This window comes from Streptomyces sp. NPDC058619, assembly GCF_042717785.1.
Lineage (GTDB): Bacteria > Actinomycetota > Actinomycetes > Streptomycetales > Streptomycetaceae > Streptomyces.
In genome coordinates this window covers 13,771-35,823 of the sequence record NZ_JBHXQN010000052.1, presented here as the reverse complement: position 1 = coordinate 35,823, position 22,053 = coordinate 13,771, and the positions used below count along the sequence as shown (strand labels likewise).

Genomic DNA, 22,053 nt, shown 5'->3' with positions numbered 1-22,053 from the left:
CGCCGGCCGGGACGTTCCCGCGCCCGCACCCGGCACGCCCCCCTCGGCGGCCGCGAGTTCGCCGGTGGCCGTGTCGTACAGGGTGCGGGGGGCGGCGGCCCGCCGGCCCGCGGCGAAGCGGAGCGCGGCGGCGGTGCGCCGGGCGGTGGTCAGCCCCTCCTCGGCCTGCCGTAGGGCGTCGGGGTCGGGCCCGTCGCCGGGCAGGGCGGCCCAGCCGTGCAGGGCGTCCAGGGCCTCGCGGGCGGCGTCCTCGGTGGCCCGGCGGTCCGTCCGGCGCGTACGGCGTCGGCCTCGGCCCGCAGCAGGGCGGTGGCGGCGCCGTCCAGGGCGTCGGCGGCGGCGTCCAGGCGGGCCGCCGCCGCGCGGTCCCGTACGGCGTCGGCCCCGGCACGGGCCAGGGCGGTGTCGGCGGCCTCGGCCGCGTCCAGGAAGGGGGCGAGCCGGCGGGCGGCGTCCCCGGCGGCGGAGCGGGCGGGGACGAGTGCCGCGCGCGCGGCCTCCCGGGCCTCGCGCAGTCCGGCCGAGGCGCGCCGCTTCTTCCAGTACGCCCGGTCGGCCCCGGTCCGTGCGGCGGCCGCCCTGCCCACGGCGCCCCAGGCGGCGGAGACCCGGGCGGGGAAGGCGCTGTCGTTGATCAGGCCGAGCTCCCGGGCGACGTCGTCGCGGACCCAGGCCAGGGCGTACGTCCGGGAGGAGACGGCCTTCGGGCCGCGCGGCGGGTGGCCGAAGGCTCCGGCGAGAACCTGCCGAGGCCGCTGTCCTTGATGCCGCGGTGCACCTCGGCGACGCTCAGCCAGTCCGTGGGGACGGCGAACAGGAAGGCCCGGCCCGTCTTGGGCTTGACGTTGAGCGAGGAGAGCCGCTCCGCGCCGACCGGGGCGCCGTCGCCGTCCGCCGCGTACGGGCCGGTGGCCGTCGCGGCGAGCTGGTTGAGGCCGGTGTCCTCGGTGCGGATCGCGACGCCCCGCCGAACGCGGAGTCCTGGGTGTGCTCGTGGGCCACGGCGGTGCCGGTGCCCTCGGCGCTCTCGCGCAGGACTTCGAGCTTCTTGCCGTCGGCGACGGTCAGCAGGACCGCCCGGGAGAAGTCGGGCTTCGCGTGCAGGGAGAGCCGGGCCGAATCGGTGCCGGCCGGATCGCGGTGGGTGAGCCCGGGGACCTCGTATCCGGTCGGGGTGAGCGCCTGGTCGTAGAAGGTGGACAGCGCGGTGTTGGTGGTGCCGTCCTCCAACGTCTGCGCGGCCCCTGCGCCGGGCCGGGTGAGGGCCGTTCCGGCGGCGCAGCGGAGCAGTTCCGTACGGCGTGCGGGGATGGGGAGATGATGACGCAACAGGCCCGCTGCCTGGGGTCGTTGGCGGCTCCCCGGCCTGGAGGACCTGCGGCTGCTGCTGCCGGAGGACCTGCCGGACTCCCGGCCGACCCGGGTCTGACCGCGCCGCGACACCCCCGCGGTGGCGCTGCTACTGCCAGTCGTCCCAGGGCGCCGTCTCGTCCAGGTCGTACGGCGGCTCCTCCTCGTCCGGAGCCTCCGGCTCTGCCACCGGCGCGGCCGCCGCCGCGGCGGCAGGACCGGCCGGGGCGGCCGCGGCGGAGGGCGCCGCGACGGGGGCGGGACCGGCGGCGTCGCGCTGTGCCAGGGTGTCGAGGACGCCCTGGGCGTACTTGGTCAGCTTGGCCTCGCCGACCCCGCCGATCGTGCCCAGCTCCTCCACCGTGGCGGGAAGCCGCGTCGCGATCTCCCGCAGCGTCGCGTCGTGGAAGACGACGTACGCCGGCACGCCCTGCTCGCGCGCCGTCGCGGCCCGCCAGGCGCGGAGTGCCAGGAACACCGGCTCGGCCTCGGCGGGCAGGTCGACCGGTACGCGGGCGCCCTTCCCGGAGCGCGACCCGGACTCCTTCCGGGACGGGGCGGCAACCGCCTTCTCCTTGCGCATCTGGACGGTGCGGCGGCCTCCCAGCACCTCGCCGCTGTCCTCCGTCAGCACGAGCGTGCCGTAGTCGCCCTCGACGGCCAGCAGTCGCTGCGCGAGGAGCTGGCGTACGACCCCCCGCCACTCCGCGGTGCTCAGGTCCGCCCCGATGCCGAACACGGAGAGCGCGTCGTGGTCGAACTGGATGACCTTGGCCGTCTTCTTGCCCTGGAGGATGTCGACGATCTGGCCGGCGCCGAACTTCTGCCGCCGCTCGTTCGCCAGCCTCCACACGGTGGACAGCAGTTTCTGCGCCGCGACCGTCCCGTCCCAGGACTCGGCCGGAGTAAGGCAGGTGTCGCAGTTGCCGCACGCTTCGCCGGACTGCCCGAAGTAGGCGAGCAGCCGCGTCCGGCGGCAGTCGACCGTCTCGCACAGCGCGAGCATGGCGTCCAGGTGCATGCCCAGGGACCGGCGGCGGGCGTCGTCGCCCTCGGAGCCCTCGATGAGCTTGCGCTGCTGGACCACGTCCTGCAGGCCGTAGGCCAGCCACGCCGTGGCCGGCTCGCCGTCGCGGCCCGCGCGGCCGGTCTCCTGGTAGTAGCCCTCGACCGACTTCGGCAGGTCGAGGTGTGCCACGAAGCGCACGTCCGGCTTGTCGATGCCCATGCCGAAAGCGATGGTGGCGACCACCACGACCCCCTCCTCCCGGAGGAAGCGCGACTGGTTCGCCGCCCGCGCGCGGGCGTCCATCCCGGCGTGGTAGGCCACGGCGTCGATGCCCTGCTCCACCAGGAAGGCCGCGGTCTTCTCCACCGAGGCCCGCGAGAGGCAGTAGACGACTCCGGCGTCGCCGTCGTGCTCGGTGCGGATCAGCTCCAGCAGCTGCTTCAGCGGGTTGTTCTTCGGGGCGATGCGGTACTGGATGTTCGGCCGGTCGAAGCTGGCGACGAAGTGCCGGGCGTCCTCCAGGCCGAGCCGCGCCACGATCTCGGCGTGGGTGGCCTCGGTGGCCGTCGCGGTCAGCGCGATCCGCGGCACCTTCGGCCAGCGCTCGTGCAGCATGGACAGCGCGAGGTAGTCGGGCCGGAAGTCGTGCCCCCACTGGGCGACGCAGTGTGCCTCGTCGATCGCGAAGAGCGACACCTTGCCGCGGTCGAGCAGCCGCTGCGCGCTCTCGGTGCGCAGCCGCTCGGGCGCCAGGTAGAGCAGGTCCAGCTCGTCGGCGAGGAACGCCTGCTCGACCGCCTGCCGCTCGTGCGGATCCTGCGTCGAATTGAGGAATCCGGCCCGCACCCCGAGGGCGGTGAGCGCGTTCACCTGGTCCTGCATCAGGGCGATGAGCGGCGAGATCACGACGCCCGTGCCGTCTCTGACGAGCGCGGGGATCTGGTAGCAGAGCGACTTTCCGCCGCCGGTCGGCATGAGGACGAGGGCGTCGCCGCCACCGACGACCTGATCGATGATCTCCTGCTGCTCACCGCGGAAGGAGCTGTATCCGAAGACGCGGTGCAGCACCTGCAGAGCATCGGAGGTATCGGGGGAAGCGTCCGGAAGGGCCATCCTCGAAGCCTAACGGCACCCGCCGACACCCCGGCGCCGTCCGCCCGTGCCTGTGGACGACCGCCCCGCCCGCACACCGCCCCGGAACCGGCCCGGCCGGTCGGGGCGCCGCTCGCCGGTGCCCCTGCGGAGCACTGGGGCGCACGCGCCGGCGCCTCGCCGGCAGGCCTCTCCGTTTCGCGCCAACCCTCGCTCATTCAGGACGAGTTCATCCCCGTCTGACCTATGTTCTACGGGCCACACCCGCCCGCTCCAGGAGGTCAGATTGCAGTCCAGGCGCTCCCCCGCCGTCATCCGCGCCTTACGGCGGTCCCACCTGCTCATCGCCTTCGGCCTCGGCTCGGTGCTGCTCGGGTCGACGCCGTGGCTCGGAGTCGCGAGCCAGGCCGCGGCCGGCCGCGCCCCGGCGCCCCGGCCCGTACCCGCGCCCGCCCCGTTCGAGCAGCAGCCGGCCTCGCAGTCGCCGCACCACGGCATCGCCCCGGCGAACGCCATGGAGCCGGCGGCCCCCCTTCTCGACCGGACCGGATGGACGGCGACGGCGAGCGACGAGGAGACCAGCGGCGAGAACGGCCGCGCGGCCCACGTCCTCGACGGCGACGCCGACACCATCTGGCACAGCAAGTGGAGCGGCACCGCGACCCCCCTGCCCCACAGCATCACCATCGACATGCACCGCACGGCGGTTGTCTCCGCACTCGTCTACCGGCCCCGGCTGAACGGGGCCAACGGGCGCGTCGGCGAGTACGCCCTCAGCGTCAGCGCGGACGGCCAGAGCTGGGGGAACCCGGTGGCCACCGGCACCCTCGCCGACGACGGCAGCGCCAAGACCCTCGGGTTCGCCCCGCAGGGAGCCCGCTTCGTCCGGCTGACGGCCCTCACCGAGGCCGGCGCCCGCGGACCGTGGACCTCCGCGGCCGAGATCAACCTGCTGGGCGACCCCGGCACCCCGGCCGCCACCGTCGACCTGGCCCGGACCGGGTGGACGGCGACCGCGAGCGACGAGGAGACCACCGGCGAGAACGGCCGCGCGGCCCGCGTCCTCGACGGCGACGCCGACACCATCTGGCACAGCAAGTGGAGCGGCACCGCGACCCCCCTGCCCCACAGCATCACCATCGACATGCACCGCACGACCGCCGTGTCCGCGTTCGTCTACCACCCCCGGCCGGACGGTCCCAACGGTCGGGCCGGCACGTACGCCGTCACCACCAGCACCGACGGCTCCGCCTTCGGCGCGCCGGTCGCCTCCGGCACCTGGCGGGACGACGACACCGTCAAGACCGCCACCTTCACACGTGCCGAGAACACCCGCTTCGTACGCCTGACCGTGACCACCGAGGCCGGCGGACGCGGCCCGTGGACCTCCGCCGGGGAGATACGGCTGAGCGGACCGGCCAGTCCGGCCGCGCACGGGGCCTGGGACCGGATCACCGGCTTCCCGCTGGTTCCCGTCGCCACCGCCGCCCTGCCCGGCGACAAGCTGCTGGCCTGGTCGGCGTACGCGGTCGACCGCTTCGGCGACAGCAACGGCTACACCCAGACCGCGATCCTGGACCTGAAGACGGGCAAGGTCACCCAGCGCCGCATCGACAACACCGGCCACGACATGTTCTGCCCCGGCATAGCCATGCTGGCCGACGGACGCGTGCTGGTCACCGGCGGCAGCAACGCGGAGAAGGCGAGCGTCTACGACCCGGCCACCGACCAGTGGTCCGCCACCACGAGCATGAACATCGCCCGCGGATACCAGGCGATGACGCTCCTCTCCACCGGTGAGGCCTTCGTCCTCGGCGGATCCTGGAGCGGCGCCGCGGGCGACAAGGCCGGCGAGGTCTGGTCCCCCGACACCCGCACCTGGCGGACGCTGCCGGGCGTTCCCGCCTCCCCGGCGTTGACGGCCGACCAGGCCGGGCCCTACCGCGCCGACAACCACATGTGGCTCCACGCCACGTCGGGCGGCAAGGTGCTGCAGTTCGGCCCGAGCAAGCAGATGAACTGGATTTCGACGAGCGGCGCGGGCAGCATCACCGGGGCCGGCCCGCGCGCCGACAGCCCGGACGCGATGACCGGCAACGGCGTCGCCTACGACATCGGCAAGCTGCTCACCCTGGGCGGCTCGCCCGCGTACGAGAAGACCCCCGCCACCCCGCGCGCCTACACGGTGAGCGTCACCGACGGCGGTCAGGTCCGGTCCGCCCGTACGGGGGACATGGAGCACGCCCGCGGATTCAGCAACAGCGTCGTCCTGCCCGACGGCAAGGTGGCCGTCTTCGGCGGACAGTCCTTCCCGGTGCCGTTCAGCGACGCGACCTCGGTCCTGACCCCCGAGCTGTGGGATCCGTCGACCGGCGCCTTCACCCCGCTCGCCACCATGGCCGTACCGCGCAACTACCACAGCGTGGCCAACCTGCTGCCCGACGGGCGGATCTTCTCCGGCGGCGGGGGCCTGTGCGGTGACTGCGCGACCAACCACCCGGACGGGGCCGTCTTCACCCCGCCGTACCTGCTGAACGCCGACGGTTCGCCGAAGCCGCGGCCGGTGATCACCGGCGGCGTGCCCTCCCGGGCCGCTCCGGGGGCGTCGCTCGCGGTGAGCACCCAGGCGCCGGTGGCCTCGTTCGTCCTCATGCGGGCCGCGGCCGCCACCCACTCCACCGACAACGACCAGCGGCGGGTCCCCCTCGTGTCCGCCGCCACGGGACCGGGGGCGTACACGGTGTCCCTCCCCGCCGACCCGGGCGTGGTCCTGCCGGGTACGTACATGCTCTTCGCCCTCGACGCCCAGGGGGTACCGAGCACCGCCCGGTTCATCACCGTCTCCTGACCCGCGCCGACCGCCTGACGGGGTAGCCCGTCAGGCGGTCCGGGCCCGGGCCCGTCGGCGAAGGCCCGTCGGCCCGGCGCCGGCCCGGCGATCGGTTCGGGCCGGAGTCCGCGGCCGGCCGTACGACCGGGCCGCCCCGCTGGTAGAACAGCGCGGGGCGCGCCGCGCCCGCCGTACGCCGCTACGCGCAGGACGGGCACAGGCCGCGGTAGGTGACCTCGGCCCCGGACACCGTGAAGCCGAACCTCCCCTCCACCGGGAGGTCGGCCAGCGGGTCGCCCGTCGGACGGACGTCGCGGATCAGGCCGCAGCGCGAGCAGACCAAGTGCTCGTGCGGGTGGTGCGCGTTGGGGTCGTAGCGCTTCGCGCGACCGTCGGTGGAGACCTCCGCGACCTCGCCGAGGGAGACCAGCTCGCCCAGCGCGTTGTAGACGGTGGCCCGGGAGATCTCGGGCAGCAGCAGCGCCGCACGCGCGTGCACCTCGTCCGCCGTGAGGTGCACGTGGTCGCCTTCGAGGACCTCCGCAACGACACGCCGCTGGGCAGTCAACCGCCAGCCGCGCCCCCGCAGCCGTACCAGCAGGTCACTCATGTCGGCTCACCCGTTCAGGTTCGGCGGGACCCCGGAGTTCACGAAGCTCGTCCGGGATCCGATGGAATATGGGATTGGTATCCTTCTTGACTTGGATTCTGTCCATCGTAGGATCGGTTCCGTAGATAGCCAAGGGGCAGGAAGATTCCAGAGCGGCAGGAGACAGCGCCGTGAAGGACCACCGCCGAGGAGCCGCGCGACGCCGGAACGGCGTCCCGGCTGCTCCACCGCACGCACTTCCTGAGCACCGTGATCCGCCTGGTCCGGAAGGATTCCCATGTCTGAGAACCATGATGCAATCGTCGTAGACGCCAAGACGGAGGGCGGAGGTGGCTGCCCCGTCGCGCACGAGCGCGCCCCCCACCCGACGCAGGGCGGCGGCAACCGCCAGTGGTGGCCCGAGCGGCTCAACCTGAAGATCCTCGCGAAGAACCCCGCCGTGGCCAATCCCCTCGGCGAGGAGTTCGACTACGCCGCGGCGTTCAAGACCCTCGACCTCCCCGCGGTGAAGCAGGACATCGCCGAGGTGCTGACCACCTCCCAGGACTGGTGGCCGGCCGACTTCGGCCACTACGGCCCGTTCATGATCCGGATGGCCTGGCACAGCGCGGGCACCTACCGCATCAGCGACGGCCGCGGCGGCGCCGGAGCCGGACAGCAGCGCTTCGCGCCCCTCAACAGCTGGCCGGACAACGGCAACCTCGACAAGGCCCGCCGCCTGCTGTGGCCGGTCAAGAAGAAGTACGGCCAGAGCCTCTCCTGGGCCGACCTCATGATCCTCACCGGCAACGTGGCGCTCGAACAGATGGGCTTCGAGACCTTCGGCTTCGCCGGCGGCCGTGCGGACGTCTGGGAGCCCGACGAGGACGTCTACTGGGGCCCGGAGACCACCTGGCTCGACGACGAGCGCTACACCGGGGACCGTGACCTGGAGAACCCCCTCGGCGCCGTCCAGATGGGCCTCATCTACGTCAACCCCGAGGGCCCCAACGGCACTCCGGACCCGCTCGCCGCGGCCCGCGACATCCGTGAGACGTTCCGCCGGATGGCGATGAACGACGAGGAGACCGTCGCGCTGATCGCGGGCGGCCACACCTTCGGCAAGACCCACGGAGCCGGCCCCGCGGACCACGTCGGCGACGACCCCGAGGCCGCCCCCATCGAGCAGCAGGGCTTCGGCTGGAAGAACACGTACGGCACCGGCAAGGGCGCCGACGCGATCACCAGCGGTCTCGAGGGCATCTGGACGAACACCCCCATCACTTGGGACAACAGCTTCTTCGACATCCTCTTCGGCTACGAGTGGGAGCTGTTCAAGAGCCCGGCCGGCGCGCACCAGTGGCGGCCGAAGGACGGCGCCGGAGCGGGTACCGTGCCGGACGCCCACGACCCGGCCCGGACGCACGCGCCGACGATGCTGACGACCGACCTCTCGCTCCGGATCGACCCGGCCTACGAGCAGATCTCGCGGCGCTTCCACCAGGACCCGGCCGCGTTCGCCGACGCGTTCGCCCGCGCCTGGTTCAAGCTGACCCACCGCGACATGGGCCCGGTCGTGCGCTACCTCGGCCCCGAGGTCCCGGCCGAGACGCTGCTGTGGCAGGACCCGCTCCCCGCCGTGACGCACGAGCTCGTCACCGACGCGGACGTCGCCGCACTGAAGCAGCAGGTCCTCGCCGCGGACCTGTCGGTGTCCCAGCTCGTGTCCGCCGCCTGGGCCTCGGCCTCCTCCTTCCGCGGCAGCGACAAGCGCGGCGGCGCCAACGGCGCCCGCGTCCGCCTCCAGCCGCAGAGCGGCTGGGAGGTCAACGAGCCCGACCAGCTCGCGGCGGTGCTGCGCACGCTGGAGGGGATCAAGGAGTCCTTCAACGGCGCCCAGACGGGCGGCAAGCGGATCACGCTCGCCGACCTGATCGTGCTCGCCGGCGGCGCCGCCGTCGAACAGGCTGCCAAGGAGGCCGGGTTCGACGTACGGGTCCCCTTCGCACCGGGCCGTGCGGACGCCTCCCAGGAGCAGACCGACGTGGAGTCCTTCGCCGCACTGGAGCCGACCGCCGACGGGTTCCGCAACTACCTCGGCAAGGGCAACCGGCTGCCGGCCGAGTACCTGCTGCTCGACCGGGCTAACCTGCTGACCCTGAGCGCCCCCGAGCTGACGGTCCTCGTGGGTGGTCTCCGCGTCCTGGGCGCCAACCACCAGCAGTCGGCCCACGGCGTGTTCACCACGACGCCCGGAACGCTGACGAACGACTTCTTCGTCAACCTGCTGGACCTGGGCACGACGTGGGCGGCGACGTCCGAGGACGCGAACACCTTCGAGGGGCGCGACTCGGCCACGAACGAGGTCAAGTGGACCGGCACCCGCGCCGACCTCGTCTTCGGGTCGAACTCGGAGCTGCGCGCGGTCGCGGAGGTCTACGCGGGCGACGACGCGAAGGAGAAGTTCGTGAAGGACTTCGTCGCCGCCTGGGACAAGGTCATGAACCTGGACCGGTTCGACCTCGTCTGATCCCGGCAGCCGGGTCGTGATCACGACGCCCGGGCCCGGCCCCACCGGCCGCGGCCCGGGCGTCCGCCGTTGCACGGGGCAGCGGCTCCCGTACGTCCGCTTCACCGCGCGGACGTTCCGCCAGGCCGCGACGCGTTCGATCTTTCTGCTCCGGCGCGGCAACCTTCCCGGCTCCGGCGGCAACTGAAGGGGAAACAGCGCACCCCACCCCGAGGAGCAACCCCGGATGTCCGCTTCCCCCCACCGCCGTCCCACCGCCCGCCGAAGGCTCGCCCTGGCCGGAGCGGCCACCGTGGTCGCCGCCGGTCTCGGCGCCGTCCCGCTGATCGCGAACGCCGGCGCCGCCGCCCCCGCCGGCCTCGCCCACGGCGTACTGCCCGCCGGGGACGGCTGGGCCGCGAGCGGCGCGGGCACGACCGGCGGCCGGGCCGCCGACGCCGCCCGCGTGTTCACCGTCTCCACACGCGCCGCTCTGGCGAAGGCCCTGGCCGCCGGCCCGGCCGGGGCCCCGCGGATCATCCGGGTCAAGGGGATGATCGACGCGAACACCGACGACAGCGGCAAGCCGCTGACGTGCGCCGACCACGCCAAGGGCACCGGCTACTCCCTCGACGCCTACCTCCGGGCCTACGACCCCGCCTCCTGGGGGCGCGCCAAGCTGCCGGCCGGCCCGCAGGAGAACGCCCGCAGGGCGGCGCAGGCGCGGCAGGCCGCCCGCATGGTGTTCACCGTGCCGGCGCGGACCACCGTCATCGGGGTGCCCGGAACCGGCGCGGGCATCACCGGCGGCAGCCTGGTGGTGAAGGACGCCGACAACGTGATCATCCGCAACCTTCTCCTCACCGACGTCCGGGACTGCTTCCCGCAGTGGGACCCCACCGACGGCTCCACCGGCAACTGGAACTCCGCCTACGACGCCGTCAGCCTGCGCGGCGCCACCCACGTGTGGGTCGACCACAACAGCTTCTCCGACTCCCCGCACCACGACGCCGCGAGCCCGTCCCACTTCGGCCGGAAGTACCAGGTCCACGACGGCGCCCTCGACATCACCAACGCCTCCGACCTGGTCACCGTCGGGTACAACACGTTCGACAACCACGACAAGACGATGCTCATCGGCAGCAGCGACAAGGACACCAAGCTGCGGGTGACGCTCCACCACAACGTCTTCCGCGGCGTCGTCCAGCGCGCCCCGCTCGCCCGGGTGGGCAGGATCCACCTGTACGACAACCTCTACGACACGGCCGAGCGCGCGGGCTACGCGCACAGCTACAGCCTCAACTCCCGGGCCGGCGCCCAGGTCGTCGCGGAGAACAACCACTGGAGGCTGTCGCCCGACCGCAAGGTCTCCCAGCTGCTCAACGGTGACGGTACGGGAGCCGTGGCGGGCGGCGGCAACCTCGTCGACGGGAAGCCCGCCGACCTGGTCGCCGCGTACAACGCCGCCAACCCCGGCAAGAAGATCAGGACATCCGTCTCCTGGAAGCCCATCCTCTCGGCCGGCCTGGAGCCCGCCGCCGGGCTGCCAGCGAAACTCGCGGCGAAGGCGGGCGCGGGCGTCCTCACCGAGACCGGCTCCACCTCCGCCCCCGCACCCGGGGACACCGTCCTCGTCGCGCGCGGCACGTACCGCGAGACGGTGGACGTGCCGGCCGCCAAGCACGGGCTGACGCTCAAGGGCGCCACCGGCAACGCCGAGGACGTGGTCATCACGTACGACAACGCGTCCGCGCGGTTCGCCTACGCCAACAGCGGCCCGGGCGCCGGTACGGGGCCGGACCGGCCCCAGCTCACCGCGGCCCAGGCCGCCGGCCACACCGCCCGCACCTACCTGGCCGGCACCGACGGCTGGAACCCGGTGGGCTGATGGACGCCGTCACGCGGACCGGCACCCGGTTCCGGCCGGGCCCCGCCCGGGGCCCGGCCGGCGCCCGCCGGCCGGAGCGGGAAGCGCCCGTACGGCCGCTCGAACGAGCTGCTACGCTCCCGCACCCGCCGGTTGGCGCCCCCGTCGCATCGAGAGGCCGTACCGAGGCCATGACCACCGATGAGGCGTCCGCGGACTTCCACGCCCCTTCGACCTGTCGGAGAAGGACACCGCCCTGGCCCTGGGGATATCGGTCGGTACGGTGAAGAGCCAGACCTCCAGGGGAACGGCGGAACTACAGCGGCTGCTCGGCACGCGGGCCGCCAACGAGCTGGTGGGGAGGAGGAGCCGGTGACGGACGAACTGCGCGACCTGCTGCGCGAGAGCGCCGCGGCCCACCGGCCCGACCGGGCCCGCATCCTCGCCCGGGTCGAGCGCGGCACGGCCCGCCCGGAGCCGCCCGCCCGGCCGTTCGGGCGCGGGCGCCGCGGGGTCCTGTCCTGGCCGAGGGTCGTCCTCGCGACCCTGGCGACCGCCGGGGCCCTGGCGGTGGGCAGCTTCGCCGTGGCGACGGTGTTGCACGCCCCGGACCCGCCGCAGGTCGCCACGGATCCGGCGCCACCGGACTCCGTGTCCCCCTCACCCGCCCCGCCCGCGTCCGCGCCCCCGTCCCCCTCCACCTCCACCGCCCCGACCGGTACGGGGACCGGGTCGCCGCCCGCGTCGCCGCCGCCCTCCACGGCTCCGGCCGGGCCCGGACCCGACGCCGGACGGACCGCCTCCGGTTCCCCGTCCGCCGGTTCGCGCGCGACGCCGCCCGCGGCGGGTTCGCGTACCGAGGACGGCCCGCTGTGGGCCGACGGCTCCGTCGACCCCGACAGCACCGTCCACTGGGCGCTGAGCAACGTCACCCTCAAGACGTCGAGTCCGCTCACCGCACTCACGGTCGAGCTGCGGATCGCCCTGACCGAAGGGGTGCGGAGCACCGGCAGAGAGCAGTCGCTCCCGACCGGCGACTTCGCCGTCTCCGTCCGTACGGACGGCGGCTTCCTCGTCTACCGGTGGACGCTCAAGCCGGGCCGGACGGTCCCGGTCGGCGAGCACCTCTTCGCCGGCCGGTACGACCACGCCACCGGCGGGCGCGACGCCAACGACGACGCCTACGCCGCCGAGGCCACCGCGGCGCGCGGCGGCGGCCCGGACGGCAGGGCGTCGGTGTGGGGCGACTTCGCCCGGACCGGCTGAGCGGGGCGCCGGCCGGGGCGGACGGCCCGCCGGCTCAGGCGGCCGGCCGGGGGCGGGTGGTGCCGGGGAGGCAGGCCACCGCCGTGTTGTAGGTCTCGTACACGCCCTTCGGGTTCGCCTTCCAGAGCCACAGGTGCAGGGCGTAGTGGACGGGCTGGCCGGGGAAGTTGCCGCGCTGCGGGCCCTTGAAGGCGCGGCCGAACAGGCGGGGGCGGTCGTCGTCCGTGGCGGGGTTCTGGTCCCGGTCGTAGACCAGCCACTGGACGCCCACGAGGCGCTTGCCGCCGCGCCCGTCGTCCTCGTAGTACAGGGCGGCGGGCTTCGCCGGGTCCACGGAGTTGTCGTAGGCGTGGTTGAAGTGCGGGTAGCCGAGCGCGCCGGGGCCCGTCCGGTTCGCGACGCAGTACTTGTCCGGCACGTAGCCGGCCTTCACCCCCTTCGCGTGGATCAGGTACGGGGCGGTCGCGCCGTACGTGACGCTGCGTTCGGCGGCCGCTCTCGCGCGGTCGGCGCCGGCGGGACCGGACGCGGTGGCGGGAGCGGCGACGGCCAGCGCGAGCGCGGCGGCCGTCGTGAGGACCAGGGCGGGACGTCGGGCCATGCGGGGTCTCCTCTGGGCGGTGGGCTGCACGCACAGCCCCTTCCCCGCCCCCGGGGACGCGTCACCGCGGCGGACCGTACGGCCGTCGGCCGGTCGGCCGAAGGCCGGACCGCGGCGGGCGCCGCCGCCCGGCCTCCCCGGCGGGGCCCCGCCCTGCTCCGGCCGGGCCGGGCGGGTGCCGGAAGGGCTCCGGGCCGGGCGGGCGCGGCGGCTCACCCGATCGGGCGGGGGCCGTTTCGCGGCCCGCTCCCGCAGGGAAGCGCTGGGTCCGGGATCCCGAGTGTCACGGAGGCGCGGAACATGACGCAGGACAACGCGGCACCGAAGGCGGCACCGCAGGGCGGCGGAGCGCTGCACGACATCGTGTCGGCGGTGTCCGCCGGCGCGCCGGAGTACCGGGCGTGCCCCCATGCCGCCTACGCCGCGCTGCGCGAGCAGGCCCCGGTGTGCCGGCTGACACCGCCGCACGGGGTCGACACGTACCTGATCACCCGCTATGACGACGCCCGGGACGCCCTCTCGGACCCGCGGTTCAGCAAGGACATGCGCGGGGCGATCGAGACGTACCACGCCGTGTACGGCAGCTTCTTCGACGCACTCGACGACAACGTGCTCTTCTCGGACCCGCCGCGGCACACGCGGCTGCGCCGCAGCCTGCGGAGCGCCTTCACGCCCCGGCGGGTGGAGGCCATGAGACCGCGGATCACGGAGATCGCGGAGGGCCTGCTGCGCGACTGCCGGAGGCAGAACACGGTCGACCTGATGACGTCGTTCGCGTTCCCGCTGCCCATCGCGGTCCTCTGCGAGCTGATGGGGATCCCGGAGGCGGACCGCGGCGAGATCCTGGAGCAGTTCACGGTCGTGACGCGGGCCCGGTTCGACCCCCGCCTGAAGGCGGAGCTGAGGGCGGCCGAGGAGTGGCTGCAGAACCGTCTGGGACGGCTGGTGGCGCACACCCGCGAGAACCCGTCCGACTCGTTCCTCAGCGACCTCATCCGGGCGGAGGACGCCCTGGACGACGCGGAGCTCGTCTCGTCGATGTGGGTGATCTTCTTCGCGGGCCACAAGACCACCGCGTTCCAGATCGGGAACACCGTCCTCAACCTGCTGTTGCGGCCCGACCAGCTGCGGCGGCTGCGGGAGGACCCGCGGCGGATCCCGCAGGCGGTGGAGGAGATCGTGCGGTTCGAGGGGTCGGTGGAGACCTCGACCTTCCGGTACGCGACCGGGGACGTCGAGATCCGCGGGACGCTGATCCCCGAGGGCTCCCTGGTGCAGATCGCCATCACCTCGGCGAACCGGGACCCGGAGAAGTTCGGGGACCCCGATGTCCTGGACGTGACCCGCGAGGGAATCCAGGGCACGCACCTGGGGTTCGGGCACGGCACGCACTACTGCCTCGGGGCGCCGCTGGCGCGGCTGGAGCTGGAGATCGCGCTCTCCTGCCTCCTGCGGGAGTTCCCGCAGATGCGGACGGCCGACGACGAGGAGGCCGAGGGGGCGTGGCTGAAGGGGCCGGTGGCGGCGTTCCGCGGGCTCCAGCACCTGCGGCTCGTCCTGGACCCGTCCCGTACGGCCGTGAACCTCGGTCCGGAGCCCGTGCGCTCCGCGGCTCCGACGGCCGCCGCGGCCTCCCCCGCGGCCTCCCGCAAGTAGACCCGACCCGACGGACGGTGGACTGGCATGCCGGACTCTGCGCGCACCTCCGAACGACCCCTCCCGCCGATGGCGGCGGACGAACCGCTGATGGCGTCCGTGGGCACCGGTGACCTCGCCCTCACGGCGCCGGGCGATCACGCCCCGGGACCGGACGGGGAGCGTTCGGCCTCCTCGAAGATCGACATGCACCACCACTTCTGCGCACCGGAGTGGCGCGAGTGGGCCGAGCACCACGGGCTGATCGAGGCGAAGCAGCTGCCGCCGTGGACGCGCCTCGACACCGCGGCCGCCGTCCGTTTCATGGACGGCGCCGGCATCGCCACGGCCGTCCTCAAGCCCATGCTGCCGGCGCGCTACCGTTCGTCGGCTCAGCTGCGCGAGGCCGTCAACATCACGCTGCGTTCGATGATCGAGGTCGTGAACTCGCATCCGGGCCGCTTCTCGTTCTACGCGCCGCTCTTCCTGGACGATCCCGACGCCTCGTCCTGGGCCGTGCGCCGCGGGCTCGGGCAGCTCGGCGCCGTCGGCGTGAACGTCACGGCCAACTACGGCGGCGTCTACCTCGGAGACCCCTCCTACGACCGGCTGTTCGGCGAACTGAACGACTGCTCGGCCGTGGTGGACACCCACCCGCACAACCTCCCGGGCGGCCCGCCCGGCGCGGCGACGGTTCCGGGCATCCCGAACTTCATGTGCGACTTCCTTCTTGACACCACGCGCGCCGCGGTCAACATGATCAGCAGGCGGACGCTGGACCGCTTCCCGGACATCTCCGTGATCCTCCCGCACGCCGGCGGCTTCCTGCCGTACATCGCGACGCGCATGCAGGCCCTCGGACGGTTCTGCGACCCGCCGATTGACCCCGGCGCGGTGCGCGACCACCTCGGCCGCTTCTACTACGACACGGCGGGTCCCATGGCTCCCGCCGCGACCCTCCTCGCCCACGTGCCGGCCGACCGGATCCTCTTCGGCACCGACTGGCCCGCCGCCCCCGCCGACACGGTCACGGACCTGGCCTTCCCCGCGCTCGAAGCGGACCCGGCCTTCACCCCGGAGCAGCTGCGGGGAATCTACCGGGGCAACGCGCTCCGCCTGATCCCGCAGCTCGCGACGGTCTGACCGCCGCCCGGCCCCCGGGCCCTCACGGCGAGGGGGTTCCGGGCGCCGCTCCCGGCGCCGCTTCGAGCGCGGCCTTCAGGTTGCGCAGCGTGGTTCGGATGTTGCGCTGCTGGAACTCGGCGAAGGTGTGCCCGCGCGTCGCCACCCGGTCGAAGGCGTTGGCCACGGCGTCGGGCCACGTGCGCCGGTCGTCGGTCCAGGTCTCCGTGACGCGGGTGCCCTCCGCGACCGGCTCGAAGCGGTACTCCCAGGTGGCGATGGGGCCCGGAAGCCGCGGCCGCCTGAGCCCGATGGCGTGGACCCGGAACCGGAACAGCCGGTCATGGTCCGCCGCGGTGACCGTGCAGCGCGTGGTCCAGCGGAACGGGCCCCGCTTGTTGTGGCCCTCGAACACCATCCCGACGTACGCGCTCTCCCCGCTGCCGCCGGGCACGGTGGCCCCCAGGTTCTCCGGGCTCCAGTCACCCATGCGGGTGGGATCGGAGACCCGCCGGTAGACCGTGGACGGGTCGGCGCCCACGAGGACGCTGTCGGACACGCTGAACGTGCGGGGCATGGCACTCCGATCTCCGGGGGTCTGACGCTATCGCCTGACCACCCCCGAAGCTACCCCCCGGTAACCCGTGGCCGGCCTTCGCACCGCGGCGCGGCCCGACCGGCGGCTGTTCCCCGGCTGCCGGGACGTCGAGGGCGGGCACGTCGAGCCGGGCGAGTCGCTGGTGGGCGCCCTGGTGCGGGAGGTCGCGGAGGAGGACGACGTGTCCCCGGCCCGGTTCCCCTTGAGCGTCCGGCGGGATCCGAGGCGGGGCGCGGGCCCGCGGCGGGCCGGTTTCGCACGCCGGAACGGCAACGGATCTTCCGTATGCTCGTGCCGCCCGGAGCGGTCAATTCCGCTTCCCGGAGCACGAGTCCGCGACGCCGTGCCCGGGTCTCCCCGCCAGCAGACCAGAGGAACCGCATGCTCCTGTCCTTCGACCGACGTCTGGCCGTGTGCGCCGCCCTGCTCGCCGTCGTGGCCGGCGTCGTACCGGCGACCGCCGCGCACGCGGCGCCGGCCGGACCCGCCGGGACCGCGCAAGCCGGACCCCCCGCTCCCGACCTCGCGGCGCTGGAACAGGCCCTGCGGAACACGACCGCCGCCGGCGCCCCGGGGGCGATGGCCCGCTTCAGCGGCCCCGGCGGCGTCAGGACGAAGGCCGTCGGCGTGCGCGACCGGACCACCGGCGCCGCCATGGACCCCGGGGCCCGGTTCCGGATCGGCAGCGTCAGCAAGACGTTCACCTCCGTCGTCCTGCTCCAGCTGGTGGCCGAGAAGAAGGTCGCCCTCGACGCGTCCGTGGGCCGGTACCTGCCCGGCCTGCTGCCCGACGACCGCATCACCGTGCGCCACCTGCTGACCCACCGGAGCGGGCTGGCGGACTACACGGACGCGATGTTCGCGCGGACCGTGCCCGGGTTCGAGGCCGTCCGGAACAAGGTGTTCGGGTACGGGGACCTGGTGAGGCTCTCGCTGGACGAGCCGCGCACGAACCGGCCCGGCGCGGCGTACGCGTACTCGAACACCAACTTCGTGGTCCTCGGCATGCTCATCGAGAGGGTGACCGGCACCGAGATCGCCGGGGAGTACGGCCGCCGCATCATCAAGCCCCTGCGCCTGCGGAACACCTCGTACGTTCACCCCGGCACGACCATCAGGGGACGGCACGCGCGCGGCTACCTCCACCCCGACGAGCCGGGTGCGCCGCTGGTCGACTCCACCGAGCAGACGGTGTCGTGGGCCCAGTCCGCCGGAGCGGTCATCTCCGACCCCGCGGACCTGAACGCCTTCACGTCCGCCCTGCTCGGCGGGAAGCTGCTGTCGAAGCCGATGCTCGACGCCATGACCGCCGCGACCCCGACCGACGCGGCGCGCACCCGCTTCTACGGGCTGGGCCTGCGCCGCTACGACCTCTCCTGCGGCACCTCGGTCTACGGGCACACCGGCACCGTGCAGGGCTTCTACACCTACGCGTTCACCACCCGCGACGGCCGCCGGAGCCTCGCCGCCATGGCGAACACGTCGAACAGGGGCGAGGCGAACACCGCCCTCGGCGGCGCCCTCGACGCCGCGTTCTGCGGAAGGGCGGCCGCCAATCCGGCGAAGGGCGCGGCGCGCGGCTTCGCGGCCGCCCCGGCCGACGTCGACCTGCCCGAGCACCACGCCCGCTGACGCCTGCGCACGGATCCGGGGGTGCACGGCGTGCACACGGTTGCCCGCCGGTGCACACCCGGCCGAAACGGACGGACGGTGCAGTCACATGACCTAACCGGGCAGGAGGTACCCCGTCGATGCTGAGGACGCGCCCAACCGGCGCCGCCGCGCCACGGCCGACCCCGTCGTACGGCGCGCGCGACCCCAAGCCGCGCGGCCCACCGTCCCCCGGCACCACATCGAGGAGTCCACGGCCCAGTCCGTCGGCCACTTCGCGCCAGCCGCTGTCGATCGTCAAGGTGTGGCCCGCGCCCTTGATCTCGACGATCTTGGTGGGGTGGTCCTCGTTGCGGCCTGCTTGCGGTACCGCCCACGAGTTGGAGTACGTGCTGCGGCAGTCCGGGATCCGGCTGCTCGTCGCGGCCGACCGGTTCAAGACGTCCGACTACGCGGCGATGATCGAGGAGGTCCGGCCGAACTGTCCGGAGCTGGAGTTCACGGCCCTGCTGGGCGGTCCCGTCTGGACGTCGCTGCTGGAGCGGGGCCGGCTGGGCGACCCCGCCGGCCTCGCCCGGGCGCAGGCCGCGCTGAGCCCCGACGACGCGGTCAACATCCAGTACACCTCCGGGACCACCGGCTTCCCGAAGGGTGCGACCCTCTCGCACCACAACATCCTCAACAACGGTTACTTCACCGGCGAGTTGTGCCACTACACCGAGCAGGACCGGGTCTGCATCCCGGTGCCGTTCTACCACTGCTTCGGCATGGTGATGGGAAACCTGGCCTGCACCAGCCATGGCGCCGCGATGGTGATCCCCGCGCCCTCCTTCGACCCTGCGGCCACCCTGGCCGCGGTCGAGGCGGAGTCGTGCACCTCGCTCTACGGCGTGCCCACGATGTTCATCGCCGAGCTGGCGGACCCGGGCTTCGACGGCTACGACCTGTCCAGTCTGCGGACGGGGATCATGGCGGGCTCGCCCTGCCCGGTCGAGGTGATGAAGGAGGTCATCGACCGGATGGGCATGGCCGAGGTGGCCATCTGCTACGGGATGACGGAGACGTCCCCCGTCTCGACGCAGACCCGCGCCGACGACTCGGTCGAGCGCCGGGTGTCGACCGTGGGGCGCGTCGGCCCGCACCTGGAGGTGAAGGTGGTCGACCCGGCGTCCGGACGGACGGTGCCTCGCGGGGAGCCCGGTGAGCTGTGCACCCGCGGCTACTCGGTCATGCTCGGCTACTGGGCGGAGCCGGAGCGCACGGCCGAGGCCGTCGACGCCGCGCGCTGGATGCACACGGGCGATCTGGCGGTGATGGACGCCGAAGGCTACGTGAGCATCACCGGCCGCATCAAGGACATGGTGATCCGCGGCGGGGAGAACGTCTATCCGCGCGAGGTCGAGGAGTTCCTCCACGCGCACCCCGACGTACTGGACGTCCAGGTCATCGGGGTGCCCGACGCCAAGTACGGGGAGGAGCTGATGGCGTGGGTGCGGATGCGCGAGGGCGCGGAGCCGCTGACCGCGCAGGCCGTCCGGGAGTTCTGCGCCGGGCGCCTCGCGCACTTCAAGGTGCCGCGCTACGTGCACGTCGTGGACGAGTTCCCCATGACGGTCACCGGCAAGATCCGCAAGATCGAGATGCGGGAGGCGGCGGCCCGGCTGCTGGAGGGTTCCTGAGCCGCCGCCGGAGGGTTCCGGGCCGCCGCCGGAGGGTTCCTGCGCCCCCGCCGGAAGGCTCCCGGGCCGCCGCGTCCGGACCGGATCAGCCGCGGGGGGTCAGCTCGGCCATGGCGCTCCAGCCCTGGCCGGGCACCTCGACGTTGATGATCTCCGGGGTCGTGGCGATCACCCCGGCCAGCGTCTCCATGCCGGCCCGGAAGTGCGCGGACCCCACGTGGGCGGCGCCCGCGTCGGCGTCGGCGAAGGCCTCCAGCAGCGTGAAGCTGTTCGGGTCCTCGACGCTGCGCGACCAGTCGAAGAAGAGGTTGCCCGGCTCGTCGCGGGTGGCGCGGGTGAAGTCCTCGACGAGGGTGAGCCAGTCGTCGCTGTGCTCCGGGCGGACGTCGAACCTGACGGCGATGAAGATCATGCGGGCCAGCCTGCCAGGAACCGGCCGGCGGCGCACATTCTGCGGGCGCCTGGCCGGGGGCGGGCCCGGCTCCGGTCACCCGGCGGCGACGGTGACGACCGTCTTGCCGCGCACCTGTCCCACCCTCAGGCGACGTACGGCCTCGGGTACCTCGGCCAGCGGGTGGACCCCGTCGACGACGGGGGTGAGCGAGCCCGCCTCGATGAACTCCGTGAGGGCCACCAGGTCCGCGTGGCGCACGCCGGCCGCGAGCGCCCGGAGCCGGTGGCCGGTGAACGGCGACAGCAGGAGGGCGCGCAGCTGCCGGTCGTTCCCGCCGATCCACCGGCCGCCGCCCTCGCCGCCGACGATGACGAGGGTGCCGCGGGCGGTGAGGGCCCGGCGCAGGGCGGTGAGGGAGCGGTTGCCCGCGATGTCGAGGACGAGGTCGTAGCGGCGGGCGCCGTCGGTGGGGTCCTGGCTCGTGTAGTCGAGGACCTCGTCGGCGCCGATCGAGCGGACCAGGTCGGCCTTGCCCGGGCTGCACACGCCGGTGACCCGGGCTCCGAGGGCCTTGGCCAGCTGGACGGCGAAGGTGCCGACCCCGCCCGACGCGCCGAGGACGAGGACGCTCTGGCCCTCGGTGAGCCGGCCGACGTCGCGCAGGGCCTTGAGGGCGGTGCACCCGGAGACGGGAACGGCGGCGGCGGCCTCGAAGCCGAGGGTGCTCGGCTTGGGCGCGAGCTGGTCCTCCTTGGCACGGGCGTACTCGGCGAACGCGCCGCCGCAGCCGCCGTAGACCTCGTCCCCCACCCGCAGCCGGGTCACGCCGGGGCCGACGGCCGCCACGCGTCCGGCGACGTCGATGCCCCGGACCTGGTTGTTGGGCCTGCGCAGTCCGAAGCCCGCGGCGCGGATCAGGTAGGGCATGCCCGCGGTGAGGTGCCAGACCCCGGGGTCGACGCCGGCGGCGTGGACCCGTACAAGGACCTCGCCCCGACCGGGCACGGGCTGTTCCCGCTCCGCGGGGCGCAGGACGTCGGGCGGTCCGTAGACGTCGTGGACGATCGCCTTCATGGTGTGTCTCCTTCTGGGTCCGGGTACTGGAACACGCTGTCGAGCGGCGCCGCGAACACGCGGGCGATCTGGAAGGCCATCTCCAGGGAGGGCGAGTAGCGGCCCTGCTCGATGGCGATCACGGTCTGGCGGCTGACCCCGATCCGGCGGGCGAGTTCGGCCTGCGTCATCTCGCCGTGGGCGAAGCGCAGGGCGCGGATCGTGTTGGTGACCCTCGTCGACTTCACCACGGGTGGAATCCCAGCCGGTAGGAGACGAGTTTGGCCGCGGACGACAGGACGGAGGACAGGACGAACGCCAGGTAGATGGCGTTGGCGATCCAGAACTGGTCGGCGTCGGCCATGGCCAGCAGCAGGCCGGCCACGCCTCCGATCACGACGAAGGACTGGCCGACGTACTCGCCGAAGCGGTGGATCTCCCGGTCGCGCTGGTCCTTGACGTTCTCCTCGGCGGGCGAGAAGGAGGCGACCACGATGTGCAGGACGATCTGGGCGACGATCGCCGCCCCGACCGTCCACAGCAGCGCGGCGGCGTAGGGCGCCTCGGCGAGGGGCACGCCCGCCGGCCGGCCGAGCACGAGGACCAGGTAGACCGCGTACGCGGCGATCGCGACCACCAGCATGGTCCAGGCGCGTTTCTCTTCGACCGCCACGTCCGCTCTCCTCCTGATGTAAAGAATTCTTGACACTTTGGAGTGTCAAGCAGGAGCGACCTCATGTCAAGTTTTCTGTACATCGACGGAGGGCGTCCGCGGTCCCGGACGCCACGAAGCCGCCCCGGTTCCCGTGAACGGCACGGGAACCGGGGCGGCTCCGGCGGAGGACCGC

General features: G+C 73.6%; 18 protein-coding genes and 2 pseudogenes. 10 read left to right on the top strand and 10 right to left on the bottom strand.

What is annotated here, in order from left to right; genetic code table 11:
* Window positions 1-149: 149 nt before the first annotated feature.
* The 3 genes from ACFWTC_RS31620 to recQ all read right to left on the bottom strand — a co-directional run bounded on the left by ACFWTC_RS31620 (window position 150) and on the right by recQ (window position 3,472).
* A complete protein-coding gene (locus ACFWTC_RS31620; protein WP_384027081.1) occupies window positions 150-587 on the bottom strand; it encodes a hypothetical protein in 438 nt (145 codons plus the stop codon).
* A 202-nt stretch (window positions 588-789) separates the two neighbouring features.
* A complete protein-coding gene (locus tag ACFWTC_RS31615; protein ID WP_384027083.1) occupies window positions 790-1,329 on the bottom strand; it encodes a hypothetical protein in 540 nt (179 codons plus the stop codon).
* 130 nt (window positions 1,330-1,459) lie between these two features.
* Window positions 1,460-3,472 carry a DNA helicase RecQ gene (recQ, locus tag ACFWTC_RS31610; protein ID WP_384027085.1) on the bottom strand — a complete coding sequence of 671 codons (2,013 nt, stop codon included), beginning with the start codon at window positions 3,470-3,472 and terminating at the stop codon, window positions 1,460-1,462.
* Between the two features lie 265 nt (window positions 3,473-3,737).
* Between recQ and ACFWTC_RS31605 the strand changes: the two genes are divergently transcribed.
* On the top strand, window positions 3,738-6,299 hold the full coding sequence (locus ACFWTC_RS31605) for a discoidin domain-containing protein (RefSeq protein ID WP_384027087.1): 2,562 nt from the start codon (window positions 3,738-3,740) through the stop codon (window positions 6,297-6,299).
* 181 nt (window positions 6,300-6,480) lie between these two features.
* Here ACFWTC_RS31605 and ACFWTC_RS31600 read toward each other — a convergent pair whose 3' ends face one another.
* A complete protein-coding gene (locus ACFWTC_RS31600; RefSeq protein ID WP_383916090.1) occupies window positions 6,481-6,891 on the bottom strand; it encodes a Fur family transcriptional regulator in 411 nt (136 codons plus the stop codon).
* A gap of 277 nt (window positions 6,892-7,168) precedes the next feature.
* Here ACFWTC_RS31600 and katG point away from each other — a divergent pair, with 277 nt between their 5' ends.
* From katG to ACFWTC_RS31580, 4 genes and pseudogenes are all read left to right on the top strand, one after another.
* Window positions 7,169-9,400, top strand: a complete 2,232-nt coding sequence (gene katG, locus ACFWTC_RS31595) for a catalase/peroxidase HPI (protein ID WP_384027089.1) — start codon at window positions 7,169-7,171, stop codon at window positions 9,398-9,400.
* Between the two features lie 226 nt (window positions 9,401-9,626).
* A complete protein-coding gene (locus tag ACFWTC_RS31590) occupies window positions 9,627-11,267 on the top strand; it encodes a pectate lyase (RefSeq protein WP_384027090.1) in 1,641 nt (546 codons plus the stop codon).
* Window positions 11,268-11,463: 196 nt separating this feature from the next.
* Window positions 11,464-11,622 (top strand): annotated as a pseudogene (locus ACFWTC_RS31585) (sigma factor-like helix-turn-helix DNA-binding protein); the annotation flags it as partial.
* Window positions 11,619-12,512, top strand: a complete 894-nt coding sequence (locus ACFWTC_RS31580; protein ID WP_383916098.1) for a hypothetical protein — start codon at window positions 11,619-11,621, stop codon at window positions 12,510-12,512. The pseudogene ACFWTC_RS31585 and the gene ACFWTC_RS31580, both read left to right, overlap by 4 nt.
* A 34-nt stretch (window positions 12,513-12,546) precedes the next feature.
* Here the strand turns inward: ACFWTC_RS31580 and ACFWTC_RS31575 are convergent, their stop codons facing one another.
* Window positions 12,547-13,113 (bottom strand): hypothetical protein, encoded by a 567-nt coding sequence (locus ACFWTC_RS31575; RefSeq protein WP_383916100.1) that lies wholly within the window; start codon window positions 13,111-13,113, stop codon window positions 12,547-12,549.
* Between the two features lie 300 nt (window positions 13,114-13,413).
* On the opposite strand from ACFWTC_RS31575, the gene ACFWTC_RS31570 reads away from it, so the two are divergent.
* Window positions 13,414-14,769 (top strand): cytochrome P450, encoded by a 1,356-nt coding sequence (locus ACFWTC_RS31570; RefSeq protein ID WP_384027092.1) that lies wholly within the window; start codon window positions 13,414-13,416, stop codon window positions 14,767-14,769.
* A gap of 27 nt (window positions 14,770-14,796) precedes the next feature.
* Window positions 14,797-15,891 carry an amidohydrolase family protein gene (locus tag ACFWTC_RS31565; RefSeq protein ID WP_384027094.1) on the top strand — a complete coding sequence of 365 codons (1,095 nt, stop codon included), beginning with the start codon at window positions 14,797-14,799 and terminating at the stop codon, window positions 15,889-15,891.
* Between the two features lie 22 nt (window positions 15,892-15,913).
* On the opposite strand, the gene ACFWTC_RS31560 is transcribed toward ACFWTC_RS31565, so the two are convergent.
* Window positions 15,914-16,447 carry an SRPBCC family protein gene (locus ACFWTC_RS31560; protein WP_383916106.1) on the bottom strand — a complete coding sequence of 178 codons (534 nt, stop codon included), beginning with the start codon at window positions 16,445-16,447 and terminating at the stop codon, window positions 15,914-15,916.
* 67 nt (window positions 16,448-16,514) lie between these two features.
* Between ACFWTC_RS31560 and ACFWTC_RS31555 the strand changes: the two are divergent.
* The 3 genes and pseudogenes from ACFWTC_RS31555 to ACFWTC_RS31545 form a co-directional block, all read left to right on the top strand.
* Window positions 16,515-16,619 (top strand): annotated as a pseudogene (locus ACFWTC_RS31555) (hypothetical protein); the annotation flags it as partial.
* Window positions 16,620-16,849: 230 nt separating this feature from the next.
* Entirely contained in the window at window positions 16,850-18,100 is a 1,251-nt protein-coding gene (locus tag ACFWTC_RS31550; RefSeq protein WP_384027095.1) for a serine hydrolase domain-containing protein, read from the top strand.
* Between the two features lie 296 nt (window positions 18,101-18,396).
* A complete protein-coding gene (locus tag ACFWTC_RS31545) occupies window positions 18,397-19,758 on the top strand; it encodes an AMP-binding protein (protein WP_384027097.1) in 1,362 nt (453 codons plus the stop codon).
* Window positions 19,759-19,843: 85 nt separating this feature from the next.
* On the opposite strand, the gene ACFWTC_RS31540 is transcribed toward ACFWTC_RS31545, so the two are convergent.
* The 4 genes from ACFWTC_RS31540 to ACFWTC_RS31525 all read right to left on the bottom strand — a co-directional run bounded on the left by ACFWTC_RS31540 (window position 19,844) and on the right by ACFWTC_RS31525 (window position 21,878).
* Window positions 19,844-20,170: a putative quinol monooxygenase gene (locus ACFWTC_RS31540; protein ID WP_383916110.1), complete on the bottom strand. Its 327-nt coding sequence runs from the start codon at window positions 20,168-20,170 to the stop codon at window positions 19,844-19,846.
* 75 nt (window positions 20,171-20,245) lie between these two features.
* On the bottom strand, window positions 20,246-21,226 hold the full coding sequence (locus tag ACFWTC_RS31535) for an NAD(P)-dependent alcohol dehydrogenase (RefSeq protein WP_384027099.1): 981 nt from the start codon (window positions 21,224-21,226) through the stop codon (window positions 20,246-20,248).
* Window positions 21,223-21,456: a helix-turn-helix transcriptional regulator gene (locus ACFWTC_RS31530; RefSeq protein WP_267718979.1), complete on the bottom strand. Its 234-nt coding sequence runs from the start codon at window positions 21,454-21,456 to the stop codon at window positions 21,223-21,225. Before ACFWTC_RS31530 ends, ACFWTC_RS31535 begins: the two co-directional genes overlap by 4 nt.
* Window positions 21,450-21,878 carry a hypothetical protein gene (locus ACFWTC_RS31525; RefSeq protein ID WP_383916113.1) on the bottom strand — a complete coding sequence of 143 codons (429 nt, stop codon included), beginning with the start codon at window positions 21,876-21,878 and terminating at the stop codon, window positions 21,450-21,452. Before ACFWTC_RS31525 ends, ACFWTC_RS31530 begins: the two co-directional genes overlap by 7 nt.
* Window positions 21,879-22,053 lie beyond the last annotated feature (175 nt).